The organism is Brevibacterium sp. S111, assembly GCF_004745075.1.
Lineage (GTDB): Bacteria > Actinomycetota > Actinomycetes > Actinomycetales > Brevibacteriaceae > Brevibacterium.
Window position 1 is genome coordinate 172,652 of the sequence record NZ_RHFH01000009.1, and the last position, 23,326, is coordinate 195,977.

A 23,326-nucleotide genomic window follows, 5' to 3' on the forward strand; every position below is an offset into this window, starting at 1 on the left:
TTCACTCGGGCGAAGCCGGTGACTCGTACACTGGTCTCACCTGCCACAACAACGTCGCGGCCCCCGCTGTCTGCCGGGGGCCGCAGAGAAGGAAGAAACATGGCACAGCTGCCCCCACTCCCTGAAAAATACACCTACTCGGCCGAGCACGAGTGGGTCGACGGCGCCGCCGATGCGCTCGTCGGCACGACCGTCAAGGTCGGCATCACGGCGGTCGCCGCCGACGCCCTCGGCGAGGTCGTCTACGTTGACCTGCCCGAGGTCGGCGACACGATCACCGCTGGTGAGACCTGTGGAGAGGTCGAATCGACGAAGTCCGTGTCCGACCTCTACACCCCGGTGTCCGGTGAGGTCGTCACCATCAACGAGGCGGCCGTGGACTCACCCGGACTGCTCAACTCCGACCCCTACGGCGAGGGCTGGCTGTTCGAGGTCAGCGTGACCGAAGTCGGCGAAGTCATGGACGCCGCCGCCTACGCCGAGGCGAACTCTCTCTGAGCCACACCCCTACGCGGGGTACTCGGGGAAACCTCCCGGGATCGGCGGCGAGCACATGCGTGTGCACGCCCGGTCGCGGAAACACCCTCAGATCGGGGTCGGTCGAGGTCGGTGCGGGCGTCAGCGTCCGCACCGGCTCGCCGGGCATGTGAGCGTGCCCGGTCCTTCGGCCGGCCCCGTCGTCATCCCACCAGAAACGAAGTGATTGCCATGCCATTGAGTGTCTTCGACCTCTTCACCGTCGGCATCGGACCCTCGAGCTCGCACACCGTCGGACCGATGCGAGCGGGCTCGAGCTTCATCCACCTCCTCGGCGATGCGCTGGGATCCGTTGCGGACCTGCGCGTCGACGTGTTCGGATCCCTGGCCGCCACCGGTGCCGGCCACGGAACCTTCGACGCCATCCTCATCGGCCTCGAAGGCTGCCGACCGGACCTCATCGAAGCCAACGAACTCACCGCCCGCCGGACACGGATGTCCGAGACCGGGACGATCATCCTCGGCGATTCCACCGGCAACGGAGTCGAGATCGCCCTCACCGAAGACGACATGGTCAAGCGGCCGCTGACCGTCCTCCCGCGCCACACGAACGCCCTGACCATCACCGCCTTCGACTCCACGGGCCAGACCCTGGCCGAAGAGACCTACTACTCCGTCGGCGGCGGGTTCGTCACCTCGGAGACCGAATTCCTCGAGAAGGAGAAATCCGCCGAGGCGGGGGCAGAAGACGGTCCCGAGAGTTCGGAATTCGCGGTCGCCGATTCGGTCGTCGAAGCCGAACTCGAGTCCTACAGCGAAGAGCTGCCGTACCCGTTCCATTCCGGGGCCGAACTGCTCGAACGCTGCCGCGAGAACGACATGTCGATCGCCGAGATCATGCACGCGAACGAACTGTCGATGTGGGACGAGGACGAGATCCGGCACGGGCTGCTCCACATCTATTCGGTGATGGAGGAGTGCGCCTCGGCGTCCTTGGACCGTTCCGGCTACCTGCCCGGCGGGCTCAAGGTCCGCCGGCGCGCCCACGACTGGTATCTCAAGCTCAAGGCCGAGGACCCGAACCACGATCCGGGGTACTACCTCGAATGGGTCAACCTCATCGCCATGGCCGTCAACGAGGAGAACGCTTCGGGCGGACGCGTCGTCACCGCGCCGACGAACGGGGCAGCCGGGATCATCCCGGCCGTGCTGCACTACGCGCTCAACTACGTGCCGTCTGTGGCCGAAGGCGGCGAAGCCGCGAAGCACCGAGCCATCATCGACTTCCTGCTCACTGCGGCGGCGATCGGCGTCCTCTACAAGGAACGCGCGTCGATCTCCGGTGCCGAGGTCGGCTGCCAGGGTGAGGTCGGATCCGCCTCGTCGATGGCGGCCGGGGGACTGGCCGCGGTCATGGGCGGTACGCCCGAGCAAGTGGAGAACGCCGCCGAGATCGCGATGGAACACAACCTGGGCCTGACCTGCGACCCGATCTCCGGGCTCGTGCAGGTCCCTTGCATCGAACGCAATGCGATCGCGGCAGGCAAGGCGATCAACGCCTCCCGCATGGCGCTGTGGGGCGACGGCCAGCACCGGGTCAGCCTCGACGAGGTCATCGAGACGATGCGCCAGACCGGTGCCGACATGTCCTCGAAGTACAAGGAGACAGCGCTCGGCGGCCTCGCCGTCAACGTCGTCGAGTGCTGAGGGCCGCCGGGGCGTCGGCCAGCAGGATTCCTTGCTGTCCCAATTCGATGATGGTGACGTGGAACACGTGGAACCCAAGTTCCAGAAGTCGATAAATGTAACGAAACGATAACGAACATCCGGCCCGTCATGAGCGCGAAGGAGCCCCCCGTCACATCCCAGAGATGCCATGGGGAAGGCCGGGTCTGTTACATGCCGGCAGGCGGCGCTGATCGTTGTCAAAGTGCCCCTGATTAGACGGGTTCGGGGTTGACGCTCAATCTCATGCCGCTAGGTTTATTGGCGTGATTAACGCACTCGCTGAACCGAAGACGCAAACCGACGTCCGGACTCCCGAGCTGGAGGACGGACAACATCTATGGCGGCTCGCGAAAGACACAGCCGTGCTCGATCTGAACTCCTCGTACTCGTACCTGCTGTGGTGCCGCGACTTCGCGGAGACCTCGGTGATCGCACGGATCGACGGAGAGCCCGCCGGCTTCATCACCGGGTACACCCGTCCGGAGAACCCGGACACCCTGATGATCTGGCAGGTCGCAGTCGATGAGAAGTTCCGTGGTCACGGACTCGCCTCCACCATGCTCCATGAGCTGGCTGACCACACCGGCGCTCTCCGCCTGGAGACGACGATCACCGCGGACAACGCGGCGTCCAACCGCCTGTTCCAGGCGTTCGCCGAGCAGCGCGGGGCCGGTTTCGACCGTCGCCCGCTGTTCACCCCGGACCTCTACCCGGACGGCCACGACACCGAGTACCTCTACGAGATCGCACCGCTGTAACGAGCCCCACCACGGCGCTGCGCGGACCCCCGGTGCACGGGAGAGGCCGCGGCCGGCGTCAGGAGGCGGAAGAGATCGCTCGCCATGAGCGACTGCGACCACCGCCTCGGCGGCTGCACACGATGCAGCCGCACAATCAAGAAGTCGAAAGGACTCCAACGATGACCGAAAGCTCCACGACCACACCTTCTGGCAAGCCCGACATCTTCGAAACCCGCGAATCAGCCGTTCGCAGCTACTGCCGCTCCTGGCCGGCCACCTTCGCCCGCTCGCAGGGCGCGAAGCAGTGGGACGAGGACGGCAACGAATACCTCGACTTCTTCTCCGGTGCCGGCGCACTCAACTACGGCCACAACAACCCGGCAGTGATGGGACCGCTCATCGAATACCTGCAGTCGGGTGCCGTCCTCCACTCGATGGATATGAAGACCCCGGCCAAGCGTGAGTTCCTCCAGACCTTCCAGGACCTCATCCTCAAGCCGCGCGGACTCGACTACTCGGTGATGTTCCCCGGTCCGACGGGCACCAACACCGTCGAGGCAGCCCTCAAGCTCGCCCGCAAGGTCACCGGACGTCAGCACATGCTCTCGTTCACCAACGCCTTCCACGGCATGACCCTGGGATCGCTGTCGGTGACCGGCAACTCGATGAAGCGCGAAGGCGCAGGCATCCCGCTGACCAACAGCTCGAAGATCCCCTACGACGACTACTTCGATGGTGAGACGCCGGACTTCCTGTGGCTGGAGAAGGTCCTCGAAGACTCCGGTTCGGGCGTCGACAAGCCCGCCGCAGTCATCGTCGAGACCGTCCAGGGCGAAGGCGGCCTGCGTGCCGCTCGCGCCGAATGGCTGCGCGCTCTGTCCGAGCTGACCAAGAAGCACGACATCCTCCTCATCGTCGATGACGTGCAGGCTGGCTGCGGCCGCACCGGTTCGTTCTTCAGCTTCGAAGAGGCCGGCATCGAGCCCGACATCGTCTGCCTGTCGAAGTCGATCTCCGGTTCGGGTCTGCCCCTGGCTCTGACCCTGTTCCGTCCCGAGCTCGATGTCTGGGAGCCCGGCGAGCACAACGGCACCTTCCGCGGAAACAACCCCGCGTTCGTGACCGCCACCGCCGCGATCAAGAACTTCTGGGCCGACAACTCCTTCCAGAACGAACTCGCCGACACGATCGCCGAGCTGCACCAGCGCCTCGACGGCATCGTCGAGAAGGCCGAGGGCGCCACCATCCGCGGCCGCGGACTGCTGGCCGGCCTCCACTTCGAAGACGCCGAAGTGGCCGAGAAGGTTGCAGCATACGCCTTCGAAAAGGGCCTGCTCCTCGAGACCTCAGGGTCCCAGGACGAGGTCATCAAGATCATGCCGCCGCTGACGATCGACTCGCGCGATCTGCAGGCGGGCCTGGACATCATCGAGGCCGGAGTGGCCAAGTTCGCTCCCGCCGCTGCTGAGGCCGCACTGGCCTGACTCACCTCTGCCGGGCCGGCGCCGCAACCGTGGCGCCGGCCCGAGCTGTGGGCCGAACCGAACTCCGGTTCGATGGCTCAGCCGGGTCGGCGGGCACCGTCGAAACGCGACGGGAGTCCGTGACCCATCACCTGAACTTTCCCCGACCTTTCACGAAAGGACCACGAATGTACGTAGTCAACCGCGATGACCTCAATGACACCGACCGCGATGTGAAGTCCGAGACCTGGCGCAGCCGTCGCATGGTGCTCGGCAAGGAGCGCGTCGGATTCTCGTTCCACGACACCGTGATCTACGCAGGAACCACCTCGACGTTCCACTACCAGAACCACGTCGAAGCCGTGTACTGCGTGCAGGGCAAGGGAACGCTGACCGACCTGGAGACCGGGAAGGAATACCCGCTCCACGACGGCGTCATGTACCTCCTCGACGGAAACGAGAAGCACACCGTCGTCGCCGAGGAAGAGCTGCGCTTGGCCTGCGTGTTCAACCCGCCGGTCACCGGGCGTGAGGTCCACGACGAGAACGGCGTGTACCCGCTCATCGTCGAAGACGAAGCGGCACCCGCGAACTGATCGAGTTCCACTCGCCGAGGCGGCCGATCGTTGAGATCGACTGCTGAGGCACCGTGACGCCGAAGGGCGGCTCGGGCGATTGATCGCTCGAGCCGCCCTTCGTTTTGGCTCCACCCGGGGTGCCGGTGACGACGTCCTCCTGTTACGGTGGCGGCACAACCCGATCTGCGGGGGCGATGAGCGCTCACGCCATCACTCCGGCAGACGGCACATAGCGAAGGAAGGAGAATTGATGACCGCAGTGTCCACTGCGACCGCAGCCACAGATCTCTATCCGACTCGCTCCGGCGAGACCACTGAGGTTCTCCCGCGCACGGGTCCGATCGTCTTCGGTTCCCCCGAAGACGGCCCCCTCGAGGCGGCGGAGCTCAAGCACTTCGAGGACACGGGCTATCTGACGATCGATCAGCTCATCACCCCCGAAGAACTCAGACTCTTCACTGACGAGCTCCACAGGCTTTCGCACGACCCCGAGGTGAAGGCCGATGAGCGCACCGTCGTCGAAGCCGAGTCCGACGAGGTCCGGTCGATATTCGACATCCATCGCACCAATGAGATCTTCAGAAAGATCGCGAACGATCCGCGTCTCGTCGACCGCGCACGTCAGATCCTCGGAAGCGATGTCTATATCCATCAGAGCCGAATCAACTACAAGCCGGGATTCGTGGGTAAGGAGTTCTCCTGGCATTCGGACTTCGAGACCTGGCATGCCGAGGACGGAATGCCCGCTCCGCGCGCGGTGAGTCTCTCGCTGTCGCTGACGGACAACTACTCATACAATGGTCCGCTGATGATCATGCCCGGCTCGCACAAGCGCTACATCAGCTGTGTGGGAGGCACTCCCGAGGACAACTATCGGAAGTCGCTCATCATGCAGGGTGCAGGCACCCCGGATCGTCAGACTCTCACTGATTTCGCCGACGCATACGGCATCGACGTGCTTGAAGGTGCGGCCGGCGGAGCGATCATGTTCGACTCCAACTGCATGCATGCGTCGAACGGCAACGTCACTCCGTTCTCGCGCTCGAATATCTTCATCGTGTACAACTCGGTGGAGAATGCCTGCGTGGAGCCCTACGCCGCGCCGAAGCCGCGTCCGGAGTTCGTCGGCAGCACGGACTTCACGCCTGCCGGCCGTTGACGCCTCGCGCGCAAAGAATTCGGCCGCTGATGCCTCGCGCATGCCTGACACAGGCCGTGGAGTGAGCGCATCAGCACAAGTGGGGCCCGGTGCCGCAGTAGCGGCGCCGGGCTCCTTTGCACTCTCGGAGGAACTCGACGCATCGCGACTACTCGATGATCCTCAGGTCTGTCCCCCGCATCACCCCGCGGGATCCTTCGAATGATCCGATGGACCGGCCGTGACCGACCAGCCGGTCGCCTCGGCGAGGATGTCCGCCAATTCCGAGCGGTCAACACTCATCGGAACCTCCTGTTGAAATCCGGGGTGTGAATACACGTCGGGCGCTCCCGTGTACGGGGCGCCCGACGTGCTAGTTGGAGCAGAATGCTCGCGGCATCACTCGCTGTCGGAGCGTACCTTCTTGCCGCGATCCTGCCAGAATTTCGTCGTGGTGACCTCGTCCTCACCGTCCCAGGCGTCGACGTCGGTGTTGATGTACTTGAAGGTCGGCAGGTCGGTGCGCCGGAAGATCGGTTCCTGTCCGGCACGACGCTGGTCCGTGTAGTTCTTCAGGATTCGGAACACCAGTGGCGAGAGCATGAGCAGGGCGAACAGGTTGATCAGCGCCATGATCGCCATGAAGATGTCTGCCGCACTCCAGACGATGTCGAGCGCCGCGATGGACCCGATGAATACGGCCACCATGACAATGACCTGGTAGACGCGCAGCGCCGTTCTGCTCGTCGTCAGGTGCTCGATATTGGCCTCGCCGTAGTAGTAGTTGCCGAGGATCGACGAGAACGCGAAGAGGAAGATCGCGAAGGTGAGGAAGTGGATGGCCCATTGGCCAAGCTGTCCGCTCAGCGCGGTCTGGGTCAGCTGCATGCCTTCGGCCGAGCTGCCGTACTCGGGGTTTGACAGCAGGATGATGAACGCGGTGATTGAGCACACGAGGATCGTGTCGAAGTACACGCCGAGCGCCTGCACGAAGCCCTGCTTGGCCGGGTGAGAAGCCGAGGCGGTCGCCGCGGCGTTCGGCACCGAGCCGATGCCGGCCTCATTGGAGAACAGGCCGCGCTGCACGCCGACGAGCATGATCGAGCCGATCGCTCCGCCGGAGATCGAATGCATGCTGAATGCGTCGGTGAAGATGGTGCCGATCATCCCCGGAACGGCTTCGATGTTCATCGCCACGACGATGATCCCGACGATGAGGTACACGCCGGCCATGATCGGCACGAGGTAGGCGGAGACGTTCGAGATGCGCTTGGCTCCACCGGCGAAGATCGCATAAGCGCCGAGGGCGATGACCAGTCCGGTGATCGCGGTGAACATGAAGTTGGAATCTTCGACGCCGAATGATGTTCCCACCGCGTCGACGATGGAGTTCGACTGCACCGTGTTGAAGACGATGCCGTAGGTGATGGCCACGATCACCGCGAAGATCAGCCCGAGCTTCTTCATCTTCAGCCCGTGCCTGATGTAGTACGCCGGACCTCCACGGAAGTTCGGGCCGTCCTTGAGCTTGTAGAGCTGTCCGAGGGCGGACTCGGCGAAGGCCGTGGCACCGCCGACGATCGCTGTCAGCCACATCCAGAACATCGCGCCGGGACCGCCGAGCGAGATCGCCAGTGCCACACCGGCGATGTTCGCTGTGCCCACGCGGGAGGCAGCGGAGATGGAGAAGGCGCGGAACGGAGAGATGTTCCGATTGCCCTCGGGGTCCCGTCCACCGGGTTCGACCAGCGTGCGGAACATCTCGGGCAGCAGCCGCAGCTGGACCACGCCCGTGCGGATGGTGAAATACAGGCCCGTGGGGATCAGGACCGCAACGAGAATGTATGACGAGAATGTGTCGATACTGTCAAAGGCGCTCTGGAGCATCTCCATCGAACTGTGTCTCCTTCATCTGGCAATGCGTTGTGGGTCCTGCCCGGCGACAGCACGGGTTCCACCTGTCTTCCACCTCAGTCTGCCACTTATGCCCAACGCAGCCAGCCCTCAGGGGGTGCAAATCCATGATTCACGTCCCGTCCACCTGCCCATCATCGGGAACTTGCTCGCCGAGACTATTCTGGCCGCCATTGCACTCAATGCTCGGACGTCGTCACGACGCCTTGTGGCCACCCCGGAAGTCTCCGCAGAGGAGTTCTGAAATGCCCATCACCCTTCTCACCCCCACCGCCGAACCCGCGCCTCGCCGCTCGAGGGCGAGGACCCATCGCCCCGATGATCAGTCTGCAGCCGTGCCCGATCCCGCCCGGGTCCGCGTCCCGCCCCTGGTCATCGCCCACCGCGGCGCGTCGGCGAACTGGCCGGAGAACACGATCCCCGCATTCATGGCCGGCATCGACCAGGGGGCTGACATGATCGAGACCGACGTGCACATGAGCGCCGATGGTGAGCTCGTCATCATGCACGACGCGACCGTCGACCGCACCACCGACGCCCGCACGCTCTACCCGAATCGCACCGACCGGTCCATCGGCGGGATGAACGCCGCGCAGATCGCCACGCTCGATGCCGGCGGATGGAAGGGGGAGGAGTTCGCGGGGATCCGTGTGCCGCGCCTCGCCGAGGTGCTCACCCTCGTCCACGACACACGCACCGGCCTGCTGCTCGAGGTCAAACATCCCGAACGCTATCCGGGAATCGCCGCAGCGATCGTGTCCGCCCTGCGCGCTCTGCCGAACTATCTCGACCGGGCCCTGGCCGCAGGCATGCTCGTCGTCCAGTCGGCGAACTGGGCGTTCATCCGCGAATTCCACGCCCTGGCACCCGAGGTCCCCGTCGGGGTGCTCGGCCGCCCGTGCCCGGATGAACTCGAGGACTTCGCCGAATGGGTCGACCAGATCAACCCCGAATTCTGCGCCGCCGACCCGGAATTCCTCATGATGATCCACGAGCTCGGCATGTCGAGCCTGGTGTGGACGGTCGACGAGCCCGCGGGGATGGATCGTGCCATCGACATCGGTGCCGACGGCATCATCACGAACACCCCCGACCGCCTCGTCGACATCGTCGAAGCCCTCTGAACTCCAGGATGCGAGGGCTCAGAGCGCAGCCCTCAGCGCAACAGGACGCGAAGGCTCAGAGCGTCACGATGCGAGGGCCCGGCCACGGTCATTCGTGGGGTGCGCGGGCCACGTGGCTGAGCTCCGTCTCCCACGTCGAGGGATCGGTCACGGGGAAGGACCGCCCGGTGACCTCCTCGGCGAGGATCCGGATGAAGTGATTCTTCGTTCCCGGCTGCAGCGGGGACACGTCGAGGGAGACGGTGTCGCGCAGCTCGTCGGGAGCACTGATCGTCTTCGCATCGCCCTTGACGATGACGCTGAACGCGGTGCCCGCCTCAAGCCCGTCGATCTCGAAGGCGACGCGCGGGCGGCTGCGGATGGCGTCGACCTTGGTGCCCTCTCCGGTGCGGATGACGAGCGCGGAATGTTCGACGACGAAGTTCACCGGGAAGATCTCCGGGGCCTCGTCGACGATGACGGCAAGGCGGCCGACAGAAGTCGATCGCAGGCGTTCCCAGCATTCCTTGGCATCGAGCGTCCAGGTTGATTCGGCGTTCATCGTCGGCCTCCCGTTCGGCAGGGGCGGATACCGGAAGCGGCACCCTCACCACTGATTTCTACATATTGTAGAAGAATGTCGCGGGCAGGGGAAGAGGGTGCCGCCAATCGGATCGCACGGTCTCAGGAACGCGCTCACCCTCACCGAGGCGGCCCCGCCTCGGCGAGGTGCGTTCACTTCGGGTCGGCGGGGGCCTTCCGGCGCTGCGTCACCGCGTCGAAGGTGATGACCGCGAGACCGAAACTGCCGATCGTGAACACGAGCAGGCCCACCGGCCCGAATGGGTAGCCGCCGCCGAGGCCGGCGCCGAAGTCGACGGAGGTGATGGCGTACTGGCGGCAGAGGTAGAGGCCCGCGGCGATCGTGAGGAAGGTGAGGGTGTGCGCCAGGTGAGGGCGGGTGCGGCTGAGGTCGCGTCCCACGGCCGGCTGCTCTGCCGGCAGTGAGCGGGCGACCGCGACCGCGCGGAGAGCATAGACCGCGGCGACAGAGCCGAGGGCTGCGGCAACGGCGCCGATAACATCACCGGACTGCGACAGCAATGGTTCAGCCGTGATCGGCTGGCGCAGAATCCACACGACGATGATGACGGCGACCACGGCGAAGAGGACGATCGCGGCGGCTCTGCCGCTGCGGGCCGCACGCTGCTCGAGGCGTCCTGTGTCTGTGCCGGCGGAGTCCGCGTCGACGTCTGTGCCACCGAGCGCAGCCCCGACTCGTGAGACCGTGACGGCCAGAACCTGGGCGACGATCAGCGGATAGATGAGGTCGGCGATGAAGTGAACAAGGCGGACGATGGCGAAGAATCGTGATTCGACTTCGACGCTCGTGAACTGACCGGTGAAGACCGCGGCCAGAGCGGCGAACGCGAAGTAGAAGACGGTGATGACGAGGAAGACGCTGCGCGGAATCGACTTCAGGCTGCGCCCGAGGAGGACGGCGGCGACTCCGGCGACGAGGACGAGCACGATCTGGGCGAGACGGAGATCGGTCCCGCCGAAACCAGCCGAAGGCAGGGCCGTGCCCGCCATCTTCGAACCGATCCAGGTCGCGATGAAGACGACGAAAGCGCCGACCGTGATCGACAGAGTCTTGTCGTCCACGGGTGCGGGAGCGGTCTGCGGAGCCTCATCGTCTGCGGCTCCCGTGGCATCGTTCGGGGTTGGGCTCATGCCGTCATGATTCCATAAAGCCAGGTACCTTGCTATTTTCGATGGGCGGTTTCCGTGGTCGGGCCTCGCCCCGACCCGCGGGAAGTGAGACGCTGGGGGCATGCCGAACGAACTCGCTGCCTCAACCAGCCCCTACCTCCGCGCGCATGCCGACAACCCAGTGGACTGGCGGATGTGGACGCCGGAAACCCTCGCCGAGGCGGCCCGCCGAGACGTTCCCCTGCTCATCTCGATCGGGTACTCCACCTGCCACTGGTGCCACGTCATGGCACATGAGTCCTTTGAGGATGAGGCGGTCGCGAAGCTGATGAACGACCGGTTCGTTCCGATCAAGATCGACCGCGAGGAACTGCCGGACATCGACTCGAACTATATGAACGCGCTCCAGGCGATGACCGGGCAGGGCGGATGGCCGATGACGATCTTCGCCACGCCCGCCGGCAGCCCCTTCTACGCCGGCACGTATTTCCCGCCGGCTCCGCGCGGGAAACTGCCCGCGTTCACCCAGGTGCTCACCGCGGTGTCCCAGACGTGGACGGATCGCCGTGATGAAGTCGATCAGATGACCCGGCGGATGGACCGCGGACTGGCCGAGATGGCCGATGCCGTGACGAGTGCGCTGCCCGCCGAGGCGGCCGCCGAGTCCCTGAGTCCCGAGGAGCTCGATTCCGCAGCCGCGGCGCTCCTCGATTCCTATGACCCGGCGTGGGGCGGGTTCGGCGGGGCGCCGAAGTTCCCGCCGATGATGAACGTGCTCCAACTCCTGGCCGCGTTCGTGCGGTTGGGTGGGACAGCCTCGGCGAGCGGTTCGGGTGGCTCCGACCCGGCGGGCGGGGACGGCGGCGCCGCCTCGGCGAGGGAATCGGACGACGGAGACGATGCCCACCCGATGGATCGGGTGCGCGCGGAGGGACGGCTCGGTTGGCTCGGCGCGGATGGGCACCTGACCGGGGAGCTCGTCCTCGACTGCCTCATCGCCGTCCGTGGGACGCTCGCGCGGATCGCCAGCGGCGGCATGCGTGACCAGGTGCGCGGCGGGATCGCCCGCTACAGCGTCGACCGGCAGTGGTTCGTGCCGCACTTCGAGAAGATGCTCTATGACAATGCCCTCTACCTGCGCGCCGTGGTCGCGTGGGCGAAGGTCGAACGCCGCCTCGACCCGAAGTCGAAATGGCTCGCACTGGCCGAACGAGAGATCGCTGACACCGCGAACTTCCTGGTGAGCGACTTGACGACCGAAGGCGGCTGCATCGCGGCCCTCGACGCGGACTCGCTCAGCGAAGCAGGGGTGTCCGAGGAGGGCGCCGCCTACGTGTTCACCCCCGAGGAGTTCGCACAGGCCGGGCAGGCGGGTCTGCTCGGGCTCGTCGACTCGCCGGCCGGCGCGGAACTGTCCGGGCAGGTCGTCGCGGCCGTGCGCATCATCGACTGGCTCGGAATGGAGGACGTGCCCTTCGACGCCGATCATCCCGCGCCCTGGGACATCGAAGCGACACGACGCCAACGCGAAGTGCTCGCCGAGCTGCGGGCACGGCGTTCGCAGCCGGCCCGGGACGAGAAGATCATCACCGAATGGAATGCGCTGGCCGTCACCGCCCTCGCCGAGGCGGCGCTGTACACGGGTGCGGGTGCTGAGGATGCCGGTGGTGCGGATTCGGACGGTGCGGGCGCGGACGGTGCAGGGTCGGATGCTGCGGATCCGAGAGAGTGGGGCAGGACCGCACTGCGGTTCTGGGAAGCGATGCACGAACGGTTCGAGCGGACGGGGGCGTCCGATTCAGTGGACGCAGCCGGCTCGGCCGGGTTCGATGTGCGGCGCAGCTTCACCGACGGAGAGCCGGGCCCAGGACGGGGCGGGCTTGCCGATCGGGCGCAATTCATCACCGCTGGGATCACGGTCCGGCAATTGCCGGGCGGGGCCGCCTCGGTGCCGGTGAATGTCCTGGTCACAGCGAGTGCGCAGATGCTCGATGACTTCACCGCCGACAGTGAGGACGGGATCCTCGAGGTCGTCGATTCGCTCGGTGACGGAATCATCGACGTGAAGTCGGCGGACCCGGTGGACAACACCGTCCCCTCGGGTCGGTCGGCAGCTGCCGAGGTCGTGCTGCTGCTCGCCGAACTCGGCGTCGACGCGGTGGTGGGTGCAGATGCGTCCGCCGCGGCTGCGGGCGATGCGGGATCCGATGGCTCGGAGGCGACGAGCGGGAGTGCCCTGTTGGAGACGGGGAGGCTGCTCGAGCTGCGGGACCGACTCCTCGGCGTCTATCGGGCGCTGGCCGGTCAGGCTCCGCGCGGCTGCGGGCACGCACTCTGGCAGGCCGAACGGGCCCTCGGATCCGTGCGGGTCGCGACCACGGACGCCAGTCTGCGGGCAGCCGCGGCCCGGCACCCATCCCTCACCCTGCTCGCGGACTCGACCGGAGTGCCGGGACCGGACGGCGGCGAGGTCGCCGTCCCCGCGGGGACAGCGATCGTCTGCCGGGGTACGTCGTGCTCCCTGCCGGTTGGGACTGCTGCCGAACTCTCGGCACTGGTGGCCGGGTAACCGAGCCGGACGGGTAGCCGAGTTCAGCGGAAAGCCGAGCTCGACGGATTGCTGAGCCGGACGGATTGCTGAGTTCAGCGGAAAGCCGCGCGTCGCCTCGGGGACGGTCAGCTTTCCAGGCGGAGCTCGCGGTAGCGGTTGAGGGCGGCGGCGATCTCCTGCGCGCGGGGCCGGGTCAGATGGCCCGGGTGGTCGCGGTGGCCGGTGACTGCGTCGATGCCTTGGGCGTCGAGCATGCTCTCGAGCTCGGTGAGGGCTGTGGTCAGCGAGGTGCGTCCGTCGAAGACCTCAGCGAGGTGCTCGAGCGACTCGGCGACCCCGGCGGTCTGCTGGGCGTCGACGAGCTGAGCGACGGCGATGAGGTCGATGAAGCTGCGGCCGAACTGGATTCGATCGGAGCCCTTCGCACGGGCCGACTTCGTCTTCGACGATGGGCGCAGGGCCCGGGCCGTCGGTACGCGCGGTGACGTGACGAAACCGGGGTCGGACGCGTCCGAATCCGTGGCGAGGCCGTGGGCGGTGACACCGACGAGACGGTGCGCTTCTTCGGTGACCTCGCGGGGGACATAGGCATCGAGAGCGATGACGTGATCGGCGACCTCGAAGAACGCACTCGACCCGCCGGCGACGAGCACCGTGGAGACGCCCTGCCTGGTCAGCAGGGGGCGGACGCGGTCGACGAACGGGGTGATCGGCTCCCGCTCGGCAGGAATGAGGTTCCGCATGCGCTCGTCGCGGATCATGAAGTTCGTCGCCGAGGTGTCCTCGTCGATGAGCAGGGTCTGCGCCCCGGCTTCGACCGCTTCGACGAGGTTGGCCGCCTGTGAGGTCGACCCGCTCGCGTTCGTCGTCGAGAACGATCTCGTGTCAGTCCCCGACGGTAGGTTGTTGATGAACGCCGAGATGTCGTCGCCGGTCACGGCCCGACCGTCCTCGGCTCGGATGGAGGTGGCAGAAGGGTCGCTGATGACCCACTCGCGTCCGTCGCCCGCGATATGCGGGTAGACACCGCGTTCGAGAGCGCGCAGAATCGTCGACTTGCCGTGGTACCCGCCGCCGACGATGACGGTGACACCACGGGGAATGCCCATACCGGTGAGGCTGCGCCCGCTCGACAGATCGACCGTGTGCTCGAGTTCCGGAGGGGAGGTGAAGGAGACTGCAGTCTCGACATCCATCGGCCGGTCCGAATCCCCGGAGACACGCGGCAGGACCGCACCATTGCCGATGAATCCGACCAGCTCGACCTCGCCGAGGTGATCGCGCAGTTCCAACTGATCCCTGTGCAGCTGGACGTGCGCCTCCAGGGCGTGGGCGGACGGGGAGCCGGAAGCCGGCCAGCGGTCGAAGAGGAACAGTGCTTCGGCGAGCTTCGGAAGGTCGCGGGTGAGGATGTCGGCGGCCTGATGGCCGAGGATGCGCCGACCGCGGGCCGGCAGATTGACCAGCAGTCGTGCCTCGAAGCCGGCATCGTCGATGAGGATGTTCGTCCTCTCGAGGATCTCCTGGCCCGGCTGACCGAGGATGAGGGCGCGCTGTTTGAGGTCTGCGAGGATCATGTTGCCGGCCCGCAGAAGATAGTCGGCCGCAGCGATCCGGTCGGCACGATCGGTGGTCAGTTCCGGCGGGAGCTTGGCATCGGCCCGGTCGACTCGGACGCGGACCTTCGACGGTGACGCGAAGGGATCGGCCTGGACGCGGTCGATGAAAAGCGTCACCGGTCCGAAGCTGTAACGGCCGCGGATCTGCTTGAGATTGCCGTAGCTGCGACCGTCGAGGCTGTGCAGAGTGGATGCGAGATTCGACTGACGTGAACTCATTGGACACATGCTACTGGTCGGAGATGACTGCTTACTCGCCCCCTTCGGGTCCGATGCCGTAGAACTGCGCCGCATTGGACCAGAACACGGCATCGGCCTCGGAAGCGGTGAGGACTTCGCAGATGAGCGCGAAGTCGGCATCGGCGAAGGGTCTGCGGGCACGGGTCGACGGCAGGTCCGTGCCCACCATCAGTGCGCCCGGGTCCGTGTCGACGATGCGGCGGACAACCTCGGCGGGATCGAGCTCCACCCGCCCGAAACCGGTGGCCTTGACCTTCACCCCGGCCTCGACGAGGCGCAGCAGAGTGGGCAGACCCTCGGCGTGCATGCCGAGGTGGTCGATGCTCACAGCCGGCAGGGAGGCGATGCGGGAGGCGAGCTCGGCATCGATGGTGCGTGCGTCGATGTAGAGCTCCGCATGCCAGCCGACGAGGTCGAAGACCCGGCGGGCGAAGGTGTCGAGAGCCTCGAGAGCGGTGGAACCGCCACGGGCGATGTTGAAGCGCAGCGCCCTGACGCCGGCGACGTCGAGGGCACGGATCTGATCGTCGCTGGTCTCAGCCGGCAGCTGGGTGACGCCGACATGGTTCGGGCCGAGTTCGCGCAGCGCGGCGAGGAGATACCCCTGATCGAAGCCCTGGAACGAACCGGAGACCACAGCACCGCCGGCGACCTCGACTCCGACCTCCGCCAGGCTCTGCAGGCGGGATCGGTAGTCGGCGACCGTGAACGGGTCCGGCAGATAGCCGTTGTTCTCGATCAGCGGATGATCCGGGTCGATGATATGCAGGTGCGCGTCGAAAGCACGCTGAAGCTCTCCCATGGAACCAACCTACCGAACCCGCGCCCGGGGGCCGACAGTCGGCTCGGGAAGATACACCGTGCCGCCCGCAGCGAGGAACTCGCGGCTCTTCTCCCGCATGCCTGCCAGCGCGGCCTGCGCCTCGGCACTGCCGTAGGTGTCACGGATGTCCTGGGAGATGCGCATCGAGCAGAACTTCGGCCCGCACATCGAACAGAAGTGGGCGGTCTTCGCCGGTTCCGCCGGCAGCGTCTCGTCGTGGAACGCCTCGGCGGTCTCCGGATCGAGGCCGAGGGCGAACTGATCGCGCCACCGGAACTCGAACCGTGCCTTCGACAGTGCATCGTCTCTGGCAGTCGCGCCTGGGTGGCCCTTCGCAACATCGGCGGCGTGAGCGGCGATCTTGTAGGTGATGACCCCGGTCTTGACGTCGTCGCGGTCGGGCAGGCCGAGGTGCTCCTTCGGGGTGACGTAGCAGAGCATCGCCGTGCCGTAGCGGGCGATTTCGGTCGCCCCGATCGCCGAAGTGATGTGATCGTAGCCGGGTGCGATGTCAGTCACGAGCGGACCCAAGGTGTAGAAGGGGGCGCCGTGGCAGAGCTTCTGCTGGCGTTCGACGTTCTCGCGCACCAGGTGGAGCGGAATGTGCCCAGGGCCTTCGACCATGACCTGGACGTCGTGGGCCCACGCGCGTTCGGTGAGTTCGGCGAGGGTGTCGAGCTCGGCGAACTGGGCGGCGTCGTTGGCATCGGCGATCGAGCCCGGCCGCAGCCCGTCGCCGAGTGAGAACGCGACGTCGTAGCGGGCGAAGATCTCGCAGAGTTCGTCGAAGTGGGTGTAGAGGAAGTTCTCCTCATGGTGGGCTAAGCACCAGCCAGCCATGATGGAGCCTCCGCGGGAGACCATCCCGGTGACCCTGTTGGCCGTGAGCGGCACGTAGCGCAGCAGCACGCCGGCATGGACGGTCATGTAGTCCACGCCCTGCTCGCACTGCTCAATGACGGTGTCCCGATAGATCTCCCAGGTCAGAGCGTTCGCCTCGCCGTCGACCTTCTCCAGGGCCTGGTAGATCGGGACGGTGCCGATGGGGATGGGGGAGTTGCGGATGATCCACTCTCGGGTGGTGTGGATGTCGTTTCCGGTCGAGAGGTCCATGAGGGTGTCGGCACCCCACTTCGCGGCCCATCGCAGCTTCTGCACCTCCTCGGCGATGGAGCTGGTGACCGCGGAATTGCCGATGTTCGCGTTGATTTTCACAAGGAAGGCCTTGCCGATGATCATCGGTTCGGACTCGGGATGGTTGATGTTGTTCGGGATGATCGCGCGGCCGGCGGCGAGCTCCGAGCGGACGAGCTCGACATCGCACTGCTCGCGCAGGGCGACGAAGCGCATCTCCGGGGTGATGATGCCTTCCCGGGCGTAGTGCATCTGGGTCACGGTCCGGCCGGGCTTGGCCCGGAGTGGGACCGGTTTGCGACCCCTCCACTGCTGTGAGGGCGCTCCGCGGCGCACGGCAGCGCGACCGTCATCGGCGATGCGGTGTCCGCGGGCGGCGTAGGTTTCGGTGTCGAGGCGGCCCTCGATCCAGGGGAACCGCAGTGCCGGCAGTCCTTCCTCGGGGACGCTGCCAGGGCCGACGGTGCGGTAGACGTGGACGGGAGCGTTGGTCCGTCCGTCGGAGTCCTCGAGTTCGATGCGGGTGACGGGAACGCGGATGTCGTGCTCGGCATCCTCGAGCCACGCCGGAGAATGCGTCGGATACTGCTCGATCGTGAAATCGTTCGTGGAGTTCTTCGCATTGGGCACGGTGGCCGAAGCCGTGGCAGGGACAGGTGTTTCAGGGGTGAACGCAGTCATCTGCAGTCCTCGCTTCCTACGCCGGTATCAACCGGATCAGGTTCTACGGTCTCGGACGATCCAGTCCGATCTCAGCCCTTCTGCAGGGCTCCCGTGGGGTCGTGCAATTCGTATCACGTCGACAGCGGTGAGGACAAACCCCGCCGAGGCGGGGGTGCTTCCACGGAGGGTGCCTCCACGGAGGACAACAGCTCCAGCGAAACGACGCTGCCGCATCAGTTCTGCAGGAGCATCAGCCTTGGAGGAACGTCGTCGCGGCTCTGCCGAGGGCGACGACATCGGCGACCGCGACCATTTCGCGGGCCGAATGCATCGAATACAGGGCCGGGCCCACGTCGACGGTCGTCATGCCCAGGCGTGTCGCCGTGAGCGGACCGATTGTCGACCCGCACGGCATCGCATTGTTCGACACGAAGTCTTGGTAGTCGACGCCGGCGGCCGTGCACGCCCGCGACCACACTGCGGTGCCCACAGCATCCGTGGCGTACCGCTGCTGAGCGTTGAGTTTGAGCAGCGGACCGCCGCCGAGGCGGGGACGCACATGCGGATCATGGCGTTCCGGATAGTTCGGGTGAGCGGCATGCCCGGCGTCCGATGACACGCACACCGATGCCGCCAGCGACGCCAGATAGTCGCTGCGCGTCGAGTCCGGCAGCAGAGAGGCGATGATGCGTTCGGTGACATCGGCGAGGAACGGTCCGCACGCACCGGAGCGTGAGTTCGACCCGATCTCCTCGTGGTCGAAGGCGGCGAAGAGCGCAATGCCTTCGACCGAGTCGGCGTCGAGACTCGTCAGTGCAGTGACCCCGGCATGGACGGACAGAAGGTTGTCCAACCTCGGCGAGGCGAAGAACTCCTCACGTGCACCGAAAAGCGCCGGCTCCTGGGTGGGGACGGTGTACACGTCGTGACCGACCACCGCCTCGGGATCGACCTCGGCGGAAGCGGCGAGCAGTTCGATGACGTCGGCCTCGGCGAGATCGGCCAAGCCGATCACGGGAGCGGTGTGACGCTGCTTGTCCAAGGCCAGACCGTCATTGACCTGCCGGTCGAGGTGGATTGCCAGCTGCGGAATGCGCGCGATCGGACCGGTGCGGGCGAGCACGACCCGGCCGTCGGCGAGGCTGAGGCGACCGGCGAACGCGAGTTCCCGGTCGAGCCAGGAATTCAGCAGCGGACCGCCGTAGATCTCCACTCCGACCTGGCGCATGCCCTCGGCGGTGTATTCGTCCCCGGGTTTGAGTTTGAAGGCCGGGGAATCCGTGTGGGATCCGAACACGCGGAACCCGGGGACTGCCTCGGCGGTGGTCGTGGGATTCATCCACGCGATGATCGCACCGTCGCGGACGACGAAATGGCCGGATCCGGGCGTCAACGCCCATGCGCTCGCCTCATCGAGGCGGGAGAAACCGGCCTGCTCCAAACGGGCGGCTGCGGTGGCTACGGCGTGGTAGGAGCTGGGGGAGGCACTGACGAAGTCGCCGAGGTCGGCCGCTGTCTGCGCGGCGACAACCGGGTCCGGGTGTGATTCACTCATTTCCCCAGCCTATCGTTTGCGGTAGTTTGGATGACAAGGAACAAGGCCTCAGGCACCGGTCAGACATCGGTTCCGAGGGTAAGGCGGCGGCAGGGATCCTGCGCCCGCAACAGCAACGGCAAGGAGTGTTCGACGTGAACCAGTTCGTGACGGAGTGGAACACCTGGCGCGACTCACGGAACTCGGCACTGGCGAAACCGTTCGGCTGGCTCAGCGTCGTCGGACTGCACTGGCTCGACGTCGAGTCCACCTGGCCCGATGCCCCCGGCACCTTCACCGTCGAGGACGGCTGGGTCACCGTCGCCCTCGACTCCGGAATCAATGCCGGTCCCGCTGCCGAGACCTTCGACCTGCTGAGCCAAGCCGCCGGCGGCGGTGCGGGTGCCGGGACAGGCGGCGGTGCGGTCCGAGCGACGAGCCCCTCGGTGCCCAGCGACACCTCGACCCTGCCTGCTGTGACAGACCACGCCGCCACAGGAGCTTCTGCCGCTGACAACGCCTCCGCAGATGCCGGTGCGGCCGAGGCCGGAACCGCAGGTCATGACTCGGCCCCAGCCCGACCGCAGGTGCGTGTCGAGGACAACGGCTTCACCGCGAAGCTGCCGGCCGGGGGATCGCTCAACTGGTTCACCGTCGGCAATGTCCTCTACGAGCTCATCGACCGGGGCGGCCGCCTCGGTGTGCGTGTGCGCGATTCGAAATCGCCGCTGCTGGGCAAATTCTTCGAAGTCCCGGTCTTCGACCCGAACCCAGACTTCGTCTTCCTCGCCCGGTTCACCCGGTTCGACCCGTTCCCGACCCATACGATCGAAACCGCGCAGGAGGATCTGCAGCTGCAGACCCAAGCCGCGGGAACCGTGACCTTCGAAACTCAGCAGGGCGAGGTCACACTGCTTGCCACCGGGTGCCCGAAGACCGGGCTCCACCTGGACTTCCACGATGGAACGAACGGGGCAACCACTTCGGCGTGGCGGACGATCGACCTCGGAGTGCCGAATCAGGACGGCTCGCTCGTCATCGATTTCAACCGCGCGGTCAACTACCCCTTCGCGTTCACCTCGTTCGCGACCTGCCCCGCCCCGATCGAGGGCAACGTCGTGCCCTTCGAGGTCACGGCGGGTGAGCGGCGTCCCCCGTTCTTCTTCTCGGAAGCCGGGATCAACGTGCCGTTCCTGTTCTACGTGTGGTGGGACGAAGAGAGCGCCGAGGTGACCCGGCCCTGGTACTCCCGGTTCGGCCTCGACATCACGGTCCTCAACCCGAACCACGATGACGGTCGGGTCTCGCTCGTCGGCTTCGACGGAGTCGCGATGTCCGGCGGCGACCTCAGCCCGCTGGGGCGCAAGGCCCGATCGCGGCTCATCGACGTCGCCACCGAAGCGCTGACCTCACGGATCCCGGTCATCGGCATCGGAGCGTACTCGGCGTTCGTCATTCAGGCCCAGCGGGAACTGCGCTCGCAGCAGGGCTACAACGACGGCATCGAGGTCGAATACCAGGCGCCGGACGATCGTCTGCTCATCGTGATGAATAACGAACTCGAACCGCAGCAGGCCGGGTTCGATGTCGTCCACACCGACGCCAGTGGGCTGCTGTATGTGGAGATGCCCTTCGACATTCCGCTCGAATCCGAGCTCACCGAGGTCGAGGATTTCGAAGCCGCGCTGCAGGCCGACGCTCCGATCACCAGCTGGCAGGAATTCGACTTCCGCATGGTCCACCTCATCCGCGGCCACCGCTGACCACCCCCAGAACTACCTGACAGCGGCCCAGCAACTTCGCGCGAGGTTGCTGGGCCGCCGTCAGGTAGCAATGGGAGGGGGAGTGGTTACCAGATGGTCACGCGCTCCTCGGGAGCCAGGTACATGCCGTCGCTTTCGCTGACGCCGTAGGTGTCGTGGAAGGCCGTCATGTTCTTCACGACCTGATTGCAGCGGAACTCCTCCGGCGAATGGGGGTCGATCGAGAGCCTGCGGACGCGCTCCTCGGTGCGCATCTTCGACCGCCACGCTTTCGCCCAGGCTTCGAAGAACGCCTTCGCCTGCTCCGGGCTCGGCGCCACTGGCACACCGGGAGTCCCGGCCCGCTCACCGAGTTCGAGTTCGAGAGCCTTCCACCCGATCGACAGACCGCCGAGGTCACCGATGTTCTCCCCGACCGTCAGCGCCCCGTTGACATGCTGGGCGTCATCGAGACCGGCCGGAACCAGTGCCTCGTACTGGGCGATGAGCGCGTTCGTGCGCTCCTCAAAACGCTCCCGATCCTCCGACGTCCACCAGTCGACGAGGTTGCCGTCCCCGTCGTAGCGCGAACCCTGATCGTCGAAGCCGTGCCCGATCTCGTGACCGATGACCGCACCGATCGCCCCGAAGTTCGCCGCCACATCACCTGCGGCATCGAAGAACGGCGGCTGGAGGATCGCGGCGGGGAAGACGATCTCGTTCATCACCGGGTGGAAGTAGGCGTTGACCGTCTGCGGGGTCATCAGCCATTCGGTCCGGTCGATGCCTCCGCCGATGCGGCGCACCTGCCGCACGTGTTCGGCCTGGGCGCAGCGGCGGACGTTGCCCACCAGATCCGAGGAATCGATCGCGGCCGGGTACTCCCGCCACACCTCGGGATAGCCGACCTTCGGGGTGAACTTCGAGAGCTTGACCAGCGCACGGTCCTTCGTCTCCTCGCTCATCCAGTCGAGCTCGCGGATCGACTTGTCGTAGGCCTTGATGAGCATGCCCACGAGGTGGTCGATGGCTTCCTTGGCTTCGGGCGGGAACTCGGCGGCGACATAGAGTTTGCCGACGGCCTCGCCGAGGAGGGACTCGACGAGCCCGACCCCGCGCTTCCAGCGTTCCCGCAGCGCCGGCGTGCCCGAGAGCGTGCGGGCGTTGAAGTCGAAGTTCTCCTCGACGAATTCATCGGCCAGCAGGGACGCGGTGTCGGAGACGACGACGAAGCGCAGCCAGGTCTTGAGGGTGTCGATATCGGTCTCGGCCCACACCTTGGCCATGCCGGTGACGAAGGACGGCTGAGAGACCACGAGGTATTTGAGGTCGGTGGCTTCGGCAGTGAGCAGCCCCAAATAGGAGTCGAAGTCGAACTCCGGGCCGAGGTCGCGCAGTTCGGCGATCGAGTACTTGTTGTAGGTCTTCTCGGCGTCGCGGCAGGCCACCCGGTCCCAGTGGTGGCGGGCGATCTCGGTTTCGAACGCCATGACCTTCGCGGCCACCTCGGCGTCGGAGATCCCGGACTTCTCACCGAGCCCGGCCAAGGCGGACATCTTCTTCACATGGGCGAGGAACTTCGCGCGCACCTCGGCGTGGTCGTCGTTGAAGTAGTAGTCCTCGTCGGGCAGGGAGATGCCGGCCTGGACGAGGTAGAGGGCGTAGACGTCGGAGTCCTTCGCATCGGCGGTGACGTACCCGCCGAGCACTCCGCCGATGCCTTCGATCTCGAGCCGGGCCAGCAGGGCCGCGAGCTCGGACTTGTCCTCGGCGGCGTCGATGGCGGTGAACGTCGAGTCCAGCGGGGTCACACCGAGTTCGTTGATGCGGTCGACGTCCATGAACGAGGTGAAGAGGTCCGCGACCTTCTGGCCCTCGGAACCGGGTTCCTGTGGGGCGTCGGAGACGGCGGTGATGATGTCGCGGACCTTGGTCTCGGCGGTGTCGAAGAGCTCGCGCATGGCACCGTCGCCGGCCCGGTCGTCGGGGATGGTGAACGCGTCGATCCACTCGCCGTTGATGTTGCGGTACAGGTCGTCCTGAGGGCGCACCGAGGCGGAAGAAGTTTCAGAAGTCATGGTGCAACAGTATCGTGATCAGCAGGGGTTCTGCGCTGGAGTTTCCGACGTCGTCCGTCGGTCGGCCGCCCGCCGCAGATCGTTGAGG

Annotated in this window: 17 protein-coding genes and 1 riboswitch; of the genes, 9 read left to right on the forward strand and 8 right to left on the reverse strand. The window is 66.0% G+C overall.

What is annotated here, in order from left to right:
• The first annotated feature begins 99 nt into the window (after positions 1–99).
• From gcvH to thpD, 6 genes are all read left to right on the forward strand, one after another.
• Positions 100–498, forward strand: coding sequence for a glycine cleavage system protein GcvH (gcvH, locus tag EB836_RS12105; protein ID WP_135540726.1), 399 nt, complete (start codon positions 100–102; stop codon positions 496–498).
• Positions 499–708: 210 nt separating this feature from the next.
• Positions 709–2,184: an L-serine ammonia-lyase gene (locus tag EB836_RS12110; protein ID WP_135540728.1), complete on the forward strand. Its 1,476-nt coding sequence runs from the start codon at positions 709–711 to the stop codon at positions 2,182–2,184.
• A 284-nt stretch (positions 2,185–2,468) separates the two neighbouring features.
• Positions 2,469–2,963 (forward strand): diaminobutyrate acetyltransferase, encoded by a 495-nt coding sequence (gene ectA, locus EB836_RS12115; protein ID WP_276606436.1) that lies wholly within the window; start codon positions 2,469–2,471, stop codon positions 2,961–2,963.
• 161 nt (positions 2,964–3,124) lie between these two features.
• Positions 3,125–4,429: a diaminobutyrate--2-oxoglutarate transaminase gene (gene ectB, locus EB836_RS12120; RefSeq protein WP_135540732.1), complete on the forward strand. Its 1,305-nt coding sequence runs from the start codon at positions 3,125–3,127 to the stop codon at positions 4,427–4,429.
• 167 nt (positions 4,430–4,596) lie between these two features.
• The gene (locus tag EB836_RS12125) at positions 4,597–5,004 is read left to right on the forward strand and encodes an ectoine synthase (protein ID WP_135540734.1); all 408 of its coding nucleotides are present in this window, start codon (positions 4,597–4,599) and stop codon (positions 5,002–5,004) included.
• A 232-nt stretch (positions 5,005–5,236) separates the two neighbouring features.
• Positions 5,237–6,145 carry an ectoine hydroxylase gene (thpD, locus tag EB836_RS12130; protein ID WP_135540735.1) on the forward strand — a complete coding sequence of 303 codons (909 nt, stop codon included), beginning with the start codon at positions 5,237–5,239 and terminating at the stop codon, positions 6,143–6,145.
• Positions 6,146–6,523: 378 nt separating this feature from the next.
• On the opposite strand, the gene EB836_RS12135 is transcribed toward thpD, so the two are convergent.
• Positions 6,524–8,017, reverse strand: a complete 1,494-nt coding sequence (locus tag EB836_RS12135) for an alanine/glycine:cation symporter family protein (protein ID WP_135540737.1) — start codon at positions 8,015–8,017, stop codon at positions 6,524–6,526.
• 266 nt (positions 8,018–8,283) lie between these two features.
• Between EB836_RS12135 and EB836_RS12140 the strand changes: the two genes are divergently transcribed.
• Positions 8,284–9,162, forward strand: coding sequence for a glycerophosphodiester phosphodiesterase (locus tag EB836_RS12140; protein WP_135540739.1), 879 nt, complete (start codon positions 8,284–8,286; stop codon positions 9,160–9,162).
• 88 nt (positions 9,163–9,250) lie between these two features.
• Here the strand turns inward: EB836_RS12140 and EB836_RS12145 are convergent, their stop codons facing one another.
• Positions 9,251–9,703 carry a pyridoxamine 5'-phosphate oxidase family protein gene (locus tag EB836_RS12145; RefSeq protein WP_135540741.1) on the reverse strand — a complete coding sequence of 151 codons (453 nt, stop codon included), beginning with the start codon at positions 9,701–9,703 and terminating at the stop codon, positions 9,251–9,253.
• A 173-nt stretch (positions 9,704–9,876) separates the two neighbouring features.
• Complete coding sequence (locus EB836_RS12150; protein ID WP_135540743.1) at positions 9,877–10,875, reverse strand: hypothetical protein; 999 nt, start codon at positions 10,873–10,875, stop codon at positions 9,877–9,879.
• A gap of 100 nt (positions 10,876–10,975) precedes the next feature.
• On the opposite strand from EB836_RS12150, the gene EB836_RS12155 reads away from it, so the two are divergent.
• Positions 10,976–13,423 carry a DUF255 domain-containing protein gene (locus EB836_RS12155; protein WP_135540745.1) on the forward strand — a complete coding sequence of 816 codons (2,448 nt, stop codon included), beginning with the start codon at positions 10,976–10,978 and terminating at the stop codon, positions 13,421–13,423.
• Between the two features lie 107 nt (positions 13,424–13,530).
• Here the strand turns inward: EB836_RS12155 and EB836_RS12160 are convergent, their stop codons facing one another.
• From EB836_RS12160 to EB836_RS12175, 4 genes are all read right to left on the reverse strand, one after another.
• Entirely contained in the window at positions 13,531–15,243 is a 1,713-nt protein-coding gene (locus tag EB836_RS12160; RefSeq protein ID WP_135540747.1) for an ABC-ATPase domain-containing protein, read from the reverse strand.
• Positions 15,244–15,274: 31 nt separating this feature from the next.
• Entirely contained in the window at positions 15,275–16,066 is a 792-nt protein-coding gene (locus EB836_RS12165; RefSeq protein ID WP_135540749.1) for an amidohydrolase family protein, read from the reverse strand.
• A 9-nt stretch (positions 16,067–16,075) separates the two neighbouring features.
• A complete protein-coding gene (gene thiC / locus EB836_RS12170; RefSeq protein ID WP_240689940.1) occupies positions 16,076–17,902 on the reverse strand; it encodes a phosphomethylpyrimidine synthase ThiC in 1,827 nt (608 codons plus the stop codon).
• Positions 17,899–18,007: riboswitch (TPP riboswitch) on the reverse strand. It overlaps the preceding gene by 4 nt.
• Positions 18,008–18,134: 127 nt before the next feature.
• Complete coding sequence (locus tag EB836_RS12175; protein WP_135540751.1) at positions 18,135–19,439, reverse strand: M18 family aminopeptidase; 1,305 nt, start codon at positions 19,437–19,439, stop codon at positions 18,135–18,137.
• Between the two features lie 134 nt (positions 19,440–19,573).
• Between EB836_RS12175 and EB836_RS12180 the strand changes: the two genes are divergently transcribed.
• On the forward strand, positions 19,574–21,181 hold the full coding sequence (locus EB836_RS12180) for a DUF1684 domain-containing protein (RefSeq protein ID WP_240689941.1): 1,608 nt from the start codon (positions 19,574–19,576) through the stop codon (positions 21,179–21,181).
• A gap of 86 nt (positions 21,182–21,267) precedes the next feature.
• On the opposite strand, the gene EB836_RS12185 is transcribed toward EB836_RS12180, so the two are convergent.
• Complete coding sequence (locus EB836_RS12185) at positions 21,268–23,238, reverse strand: M13-type metalloendopeptidase (protein WP_135540753.1); 1,971 nt, start codon at positions 23,236–23,238, stop codon at positions 21,268–21,270.
• Positions 23,239–23,326 lie beyond the last annotated feature (88 nt).